The following is a 6,385-nucleotide window of genomic DNA, read 5'->3' as shown; positions in this document are numbered from 1 at the left end:
CGGCTCGTCGTCGTCGACGATTCCATCGTCCGAGGCAACACCCAGCGGGCACTGATCCGGATGCTGCGCGAAGCGGGCGCGGCCGAGATCCACGTACGCATCGCGTCGAGCCCCGTGCGGTGGCCATGCTTCTACGGCATCGACTTCGCGTCGCCCGCGGAGCTGATCGCCAACGGCATGGAGTCCGAGGAGCACATGGTCGAGGGCGTGCGCCAGGCAATCGGCGCCGATTCGCTCGGGTACATCAGCATCGACGAGATGATCGCCGCCACGGATCAGCCGGCGTCGTCGCTGTGCGCGGCCTGCTTCGACGGGAACTATCCCATTGAACTCCCCAAGGAGACGTCGATGGGTAAGGCTGTCCTCGAGCAGATGCTCGCCAGCGCCGCAGGCGACGGCCGCGTCGACCCGCTGACCGTGCCGAACGACAACGCCAGCGCCGTCCTGCGGCCCTGATCTCACCTTCCGGCGCAACCGCGCCACCGTGAACCCCCTCTCGTGAACTGCTGCCTGTGGCGACGCTCTGCGCGCTCTCCGGTAGCGTGTGATCCGACCATCAGCGATTGCGAACAGGGGTGCGCGCCTACATGTCCGAGAAGGATTCGGTAGCCAACGAACCGAGTACGGGCGACTCGACGCCGACGGATGCCGGGGCGTCGTACGCGGCTGCTGGTGTCGACATCGACGCAGGTGAGCGCGCCGTCGAACTGTTTGCCCCGCATGCAAAACGTGCCACGCGACCCGAGGTGCTGGGTGGATTGGGCGGTTTCGCCGGTCTGTTCGCGCTCAAGGGGAATTACCGTGAGCCGGTCCTTGCTGCGTCGAGCGATGGCGTCGGCACCAAACTCGCGGTCGCTCAGGCTGTCGGAAAACACGACACCGTCGGACAAGACCTCGTCGCCATGTGCGTCGACGACCTCGTCGTGTGTGGTGCAGAGCCGCTCTTCCTGCAGGACTACATCGCCATCGGCAAGGTGATCCCGGAGGTCGTCGCAGAAATCGTCGCGGGCATCGCCGACGGCTGCGTGGCTGCCGGTTGTGCACTGCTCGGCGGCGAGACGGCCGAGCACCCGGGACTCATGCTGCCCGATCATTACGATCTCTCGGCCACCGCTGTCGGCATCGTCGAGTCCGACCAACTGCTCTCGCCGGAACGCGTACGCGCGGGCGACGTCGTGATCGCGATGGGGTCGTCGGGGCTGCACTCCAACGGCTACTCGCTCGCGCGCAAGGTGCTTCTCGAGTGGGGCCACATGGACCTGAGCGGTCACGTGGAGGAGTTCGGGCGCACGCTGGGCGAGGAACTCCTCGAGCCGACCCGCATCTATGCGCGTGACTGCCTTGCGCTCGCTGCGGAGACCGACGTGCGGATCTTCGCGCACATCACCGGCGGTGGACTCGCCGAGAACCTCTCACGCGTCATCCCCGACGGCTTGGTCGCCGAGCTGGAACGCGGAACCTGGACGCCCGCACCGATTTTCGCGCTCATCGCGCAGCGCGGCCGCGTCGAGCAGGCAGAGATGGAACGCACATTCAACATGGGTGTGGGGATGGTCGCCATCGTCGCGCCCGAGGACACCGACCGTGCGCTGGCCGTGCTGACCGCGCGCCACGTCGACAACTGGGTGTTGGGTTCGATCAAGCGTTCACCGGAACCGAAGAACTCCGACGTCCCCAAGGTGACGGTCGTCGGAGAGCACCCTCGCTTTTGAGAAAGTCTGGGAGTAAGCATCGTCGGTGATGCGCACGGGACTGCCGAGCGCATCACCGACGTGACTAAAAGGTCGTGCGGGTTACCGCAGGAGAAGGGACGCGTCAGGCGCGCTTCCACTCCTCCTCTTCGGCCCACTCGTCCACAGGATTCGGACGGTCTGCCGAATCGTCCGACCCCGACAGCTCGCGTTGCAAGCTGTCGAAGTCGGTGTGGGGAGTGGAGTACTTGAGCTGACGAGCAACCTTCGTCTGCTTTGCTTTCGCCCGGCCGCGGCCCATATGGGACCCCCTCGCACAATGACGGGGCGGCCAAACTAGTGGCGGCCCCGTTCTCTAGGTAGTGAATCTGTCGTGCTGACCAGTCTAGCGCGCCCAAACGGATTCTGTGGATTGCCCTGCCTACGCGCGAGCCAGTTTCTTGGTGGCCTCGCGGCGGACCTTGGGAGCGAGGTCGTCGTCGGCCAGTAATGCGCGCAGTGAGTCGGCCTGGGTCCCGGTGATCAGGTGACGCACGCGCACACCGTGGTCGGGGCGGAACACTACGCGGATGTCGTCGCCCGCGCCGACCGTGCCCGGGTGGAGAACCCGCAGGTAGGTGCCCACGTCTGAGCGGTCGAGGAACCGTTTGATCCACCGGGGTTCGTCAGCCCACGCGGCAAAGGTGCGGCACGGGGTGCGGGGAATCGTGGTTTCGAGGAGCAACCCGTCGTCGCCGACGGCCCACTGCTCGCCGACCAGTGCGTCGGTCACCGGGAGCCCGGTGACCCGGAGGTTCTCGCCGAACCAGCCGTAAGGAAGTTCACGCCCGAGCGTCGTCGCCCACTCGTGTGCCTCTGCGTGGTCGTAGGCGTAGACGGCCTGGTCGAGTCCGCCGTGGTGCTTTCTGTTGCAGACGTGATCGGTGATCAGACCCTCGTCGCCGACGGTCACCCTGCCGTGCTGCGGACGCTTGTCGATGGCGCTCACGCCGACACGTCCCAGGTCGACGTCGCGCTCGGCGACGCAGACCGCCAGGACGTGCCCGAGAAGCTCCTGCGGCTGCTCGCTCGCCGATGTGCTCATCGGCCGCGCAGCTTGTCGATCGCGGCTCGGCCGGCCTGTACGCGGTCGTCGACCCGGATGGAATCGGGATCTATGCGGGCAGGCAGTCCATCCCCGACCTCGAGCTCGACGTCGGGGCCGATTCCGCTCTTGACCAAGGCGAGGGCGATCGGTCCGAGTTCGAAATGGTCGATGACGGTTCCGACACGCCCCACGGTGCGTCCGCCCGCGGTCACGGTGGCGCTCGGCTCGGGCTTGTCGTCGGCGCTGCCGTCGAGGTGTAGCAGGACGAGTCGTCGGGGTGGTTTGCCGAGGTTGTGGACGCGCGCCACCGTCTCTTGGCCGCGATAGCAGCCCTTGTCGAGATGGACGGCGCCGAACTCGTCGGGCCCGCCGATCCAGTTCAGCTCGTGGGGGATCGTCCGCTCGTCGGTGTCGATGCCAAGGCGGGGACGCATACCCGCGACCCGCAGGGCGTCGAACGCCCAGCTTCCGGCGGCGCGTGCGCCTGCTTCGAGCGCCGTGTCCCACCAGCTCACGATCTGCGACTCGGGGACCACCAGGTCGACCACGGGGAGTGCGCCGGATGCGTGCGGGCCCTCCGACAGCGGCGGCATGATGCGCCAGAAGCCGAGCGGTTCTTCTTCGTGGTGGGCTTCGGGGAGGTCGCCCGCGGTGTACGGCGCGGCGTCGGGGTCGATCTCGAGCACCTCGGCGATCGGTCCGCGCAGCACGTCGGGGCCGATGAGGGTCAGCACCTTCATGTCCGGTCGGGCCGCGGGCGCGACGTCGGACCAGAAGACCATCTTGGTGAAGAAGTCGAGTAGCGGTGTCCCGCGGTCGCCCTCGGTGTCGATCCAGGTGACCCCGTCGACGTCGGTGACGACGAAGTGGTCCTCGATGCGACCGTTGATGTCGAGGGACAGCGACTCGGCGCTGCGGCGATCGGCGAGATGGCTCACATGCTGGCTGCTGATGTTGTGCAGCCAGGTGAGGCGATCGGAGCCGGGTACCTCGATCACTGCGCGATCGGAGCGGTCGATGACGACGGCGCCGCGTACGGCGGCACGCTGTTCGCCGAGAGGATCGCCGTAATGCCACGCGAGCGTCGTCGACGAATCGCCTGAGGGAGAGTGCGGGTCAGCGACCGCGCCCTTGGTGGAATACCTGGTCAAGATCGGGGAGGGCGCCACCTCACTGATTCTACGCAGCGAACGCATTAGCCTCGTGGACTATGTCGCACTCGATCCTGATGACCCTCGACGGTGAGCGCCACGAGCCTGACGAACCGTTCCTGCACGCCGACGACCTTGCCGCGGTGCGGGGCGACGGCATCTTCGAGACGCTGCTCGTGCGCGGGGGACGCGCGCGGTGCGTCGAATTGCACCTCGAACGCCTCTCACGCAGTGCTGCGATGCTCGACCTCCCCGAGCCCGACGTCGACGCGTGGCGTGAGCTGATCGACGTCGCGGCCAAGCAGTGGACCGCCGACGCACCGCGCGGTGCCGAGGGCCTTGCGCGCCTGGTCTATTCGCGAGGCCGCGAGAGTGCGGGCGCAGACGGTCCGCCCACGGCGTATCTGACTGTGGGGCCTGTCGCCGATCGGGTGACGGCGGTCCGACGCGACGGCGTCTCGGTTGTCACGCTCGATCGCGGTTATTCGATCGACGCCGCGGCGAGCTCGCCCTGGCAACTTCTCGGTGCGAAGACGCTGAGTTACGCGACCAACATGGCGGCACTGCGGCACGCGGCGGCGCAGGGATTCGACGACGTCATCTATCTCAGCGCCGAGGGTGCGGTCCTCGAGGGTCCGCGTTCCACTGTCGTAGCCGTCTACGACAAGACGTTGGTCACGCCTCCCACTGAGGTCGGCATTCTTCCCGGAACCACGGCGAGAGCCACTTTCGAATTGGCCGAAAAAGAGGGATGGCGCACCGAGACGCGAATTCTGCGGACTGCGGATCTGATTGCCGCGGATTCGTTCTGGCTCGTGAGTAGCGTCACCTTGGCCGCTCGGGTCACGGCACTCAACAGATACGTAGCGCCCGTGGCGTCGAATACTGACCAGTTCACCGATTTGGTGGACCGCGCGATAGGCGATGACTCAGAATGAGCAGGTCGGTGTGTTCGTCCCCTCGGAGACCGACGCGATTCTGAGACACAGCTCATAACTTCATCCCGACGACGGGACCTTTGGCTGCTTGTCCCCACGATCGGCCCAGCGTAGCGTCGTCGACAACGGGCTACTACGCAGTGTCGTAGCACGCTCGTGCTTTCGTACCAGGACGCGTCTCCCAGCCCGGGGGCGCGGCTATGAGATTCGAGACGCGATGAACGCTCTGGATTTGTCACGATGGCAGTTCGGGATCACGACTGTCTATCACTTCATTCTCGTGCCGTTGACCATCGGCCTCGCGCCAATGGTCGCGATCATGCAGACGGTGTGGCACAGGACGGGGAATGAGCAGTGGCTACGCGCCACCAAATTCTTCGGAAAACTGTTCCTCATCAATTTCGCACTCGGTGTGGCGACCGGCATCGTGCAGGAATTCCAGTTCGGGATGAACTGGAGTGAATACAGCCGTTATGTTGCCGACGTCTTCGGTGCACCGTTGGCGCTCGAGGGATTGATCGCTTTCTTCCTCGAATCGACGTTCCTCGGCCTGTGGATCTTCGGGTGGACGAGGCTGCCGCGGCGTGTGCATCTCGCGACCATCTGGTTGGTCGCGATCGGTGTGACGGCGTCCGCCTACTTCATCATTGCGGCCAACAGCTTCATGCAGCACCCGGTGGGGGTCGCGTGGAGTGATGTGCGTGAGCGTCCTGCGATGAACAACTTCTGGGCGGTCATCACCAATAACACGACCCTGGTCGCTTTTCCGCACGTCATAGCCGGATCGTGGCTCACGGCAGCCACTTTCGTCGCCGCGATCGGCGCCTGGTGGATGACGCGCAACATGATTCGGGCGAAGAAGCTCAGTGCTGCCATCGAGACCGGCGACGCCTCCGACATGCCGAAGACGACATCGCCCAGTCAGATCGACGCCACCCCGGCGGATCTCGAGCGCGACGCGCGTCGGATGTGGCGGCCTGTCACCAGATTCGCGTGTTGGTTCGCGATCGTCGCCGGTGTGCTCGTCATCATCACCGGTGACATGCAGGCACAACTGATGTTCAAACAGCAGCCGATGAAGATGGCCGCCGCCGAATCGTTGTGCGACACCGAGCAGCCTGCCGGGTTCTCGGTACTGGCAGTCGGGCGACAGAACAACTGCCACAACATCGAGCACGTCATCACGATCCCGCGCATGCTGTCATTCCTCGCCGATCACCGCTTCGACAGCGAGGTCAAGGGCGTCAACCAATTACAGGAGGAGTACACGCAGAGACTCGCCGGGACGCCGGGTGTGGAACCCGGGCAGAACTTTGCGCCCAACCTGTTCGTCACCTACTGGGGCTTCCGGGCGATGATCACCTGGGCGCTCGGTTCGGTGATCGTGGCGCTCGGTGGGTTGTGGCTGACGCGCAAGAACAAGGTCATCTCGTCGCGCAAATTCGGTCTGCTCGCGCTCTGGATGATCCCGACGCCGTTCCTGGCCAACGCGTCCGGCTGGATCTTCACCGAGATGGG

6 protein-coding genes and 1 pseudogene are annotated in these 6,385 nt (G+C 65.5%); 4 read left to right on the top strand and 3 right to left on the bottom strand.

The window, feature by feature from the left end:
• Together B3T59_RS14235 and purM are read left to right on the top strand one after the other, a co-directional pair.
• Positions 1-456, top strand: a pseudogene (locus tag B3T59_RS14235) (amidophosphoribosyltransferase); the annotation flags it as partial.
• A 131-nt stretch (positions 457-587) separates the two neighbouring features.
• Complete coding sequence (gene purM / locus B3T59_RS14230) at positions 588-1,712, top strand: phosphoribosylformylglycinamidine cyclo-ligase (RefSeq protein WP_287003911.1); 1,125 nt, start codon at positions 588-590, stop codon at positions 1,710-1,712.
• Between the two features lie 103 nt (positions 1,713-1,815).
• Here the strand turns inward: purM and B3T59_RS14225 are convergent, their stop codons facing one another.
• The 3 genes from B3T59_RS14225 to B3T59_RS14215 all read right to left on the bottom strand — a co-directional run bounded on the left by B3T59_RS14225 (position 1,816) and on the right by B3T59_RS14215 (position 3,947).
• Entirely contained in the window at positions 1,816-1,992 is a 177-nt protein-coding gene (locus B3T59_RS14225) for a DUF3073 domain-containing protein (RefSeq protein ID WP_005204191.1), read from the bottom strand.
• Between the two features lie 120 nt (positions 1,993-2,112).
• The gene (locus tag B3T59_RS14220; protein WP_287003910.1) at positions 2,113-2,775 is read right to left on the bottom strand and encodes an MOSC domain-containing protein; all 663 of its coding nucleotides are present in this window, start codon (positions 2,773-2,775) and stop codon (positions 2,113-2,115) included.
• Positions 2,772-3,947 carry a YgfZ/GcvT domain-containing protein gene (locus tag B3T59_RS14215; RefSeq protein ID WP_251721885.1) on the bottom strand — a complete coding sequence of 392 codons (1,176 nt, stop codon included), beginning with the start codon at positions 3,945-3,947 and terminating at the stop codon, positions 2,772-2,774. The genes B3T59_RS14220 and B3T59_RS14215 overlap by 4 nt, the downstream gene beginning before the upstream one ends.
• Positions 3,948-3,988: 41 nt before the next feature.
• Here B3T59_RS14215 and B3T59_RS14210 point away from each other — a divergent pair, with 41 nt between their 5' ends.
• The gene (locus tag B3T59_RS14210; RefSeq protein WP_287003909.1) at positions 3,989-4,867 is read left to right on the top strand and encodes an aminodeoxychorismate lyase; all 879 of its coding nucleotides are present in this window, start codon (positions 3,989-3,991) and stop codon (positions 4,865-4,867) included.
• 217 nt (positions 4,868-5,084) lie between these two features.
• On the top strand, positions 5,085-6,385 hold a 1,301-nt coding region (locus B3T59_RS14205; protein ID WP_287003908.1), incomplete at its 3' end, for a cytochrome ubiquinol oxidase subunit I.

It is taken from the genome of Gordonia sp. UBA7860 (genome assembly GCF_002500165.1).
In the GTDB taxonomy this organism is placed as follows: Bacteria; Actinomycetota; Actinomycetes; order Mycobacteriales; family Mycobacteriaceae; genus Gordonia; species Gordonia sputi.
Note: the sequence above shows the minus strand (reverse complement) of the source record. Positions and strands in the feature narration are given on the sequence as shown.

Coding starts and splice junctions, on each gene's coding strand:
- purM (WP_287003911.1), top strand. CDS start 588: ATGTCCGAGAAGGATTCGGTAGCCAACGAACCGAGTACGGGCGACTCG.
- B3T59_RS14225 (WP_005204191.1), bottom strand. CDS start 1,992: ATGGGCCGCGGCCGGGCGAAAGCAAAGCAGACGAAGGTTGCTCGTCAG.
- B3T59_RS14220 (WP_287003910.1), bottom strand. CDS start 2,775: ATGAGCACATCGGCGAGCGAGCAGCCGCAGGAGCTTCTCGGGCACGTC.
- B3T59_RS14210 (WP_287003909.1), top strand. CDS start 3,989: ATGTCGCACTCGATCCTGATGACCCTCGACGGTGAGCGCCACGAGCCT.